Origin of the sequence: Xanthobacter autotrophicus (assembly GCF_029991245.1) — a bacterium.
In the GTDB taxonomy this organism is placed as follows: Bacteria; Pseudomonadota; Alphaproteobacteria; order Rhizobiales; family Xanthobacteraceae; genus Xanthobacter; species Xanthobacter autotrophicus_C.
On the sequence record NZ_JAIVFO010000471.1, the window covers coordinates 1 to 386 of the forward strand.

Below are 386 nucleotides of genomic sequence, written 5' to 3' on the forward strand. Positions count from 1 at the left end.
CTGCTGGACCGCGACGGTGAGGTCGTCGCCTGGGCCTGGGCCGAGTCCGACGACTGGCTGGAGCTGTGCGTCGACCCGACCGCTCTCGACGCCGGGGAAGCGGCGGTCGCCTGGTTCCTGGAGCGGGCCGGCGGCGACATCGCCGTCCGCACCATGGCGCTGGACACCGAGGAGCACGTCTTCGCCATCCTGGGCCGGGCCGGCTTCCTCCCCGAGGACGAGACGCCGTGGTTCACCCACCACCTCCTCGACCTCGCGGAGCTCGGGGACGCGCCGGTGGTCCCGGGCTACACCTTCCGCCACGTGGAGCCGGGGGAGGCCGCCGAGCGGTCGGCCTGCCACCGCGCCGCGTGGAGCCCGCCGGGAGGTACGTCGCAGGTCACCGC

The 386-nt window shown here is 75.1% G+C and carries 1 protein-coding gene; it reads left to right on the forward strand.

The window, feature by feature from the left end:
- A partial coding sequence (locus K9U41_RS23735; RefSeq protein WP_282643269.1) for a hypothetical protein occupies window positions 1–386 on the forward strand: 386 nt, incomplete at both ends.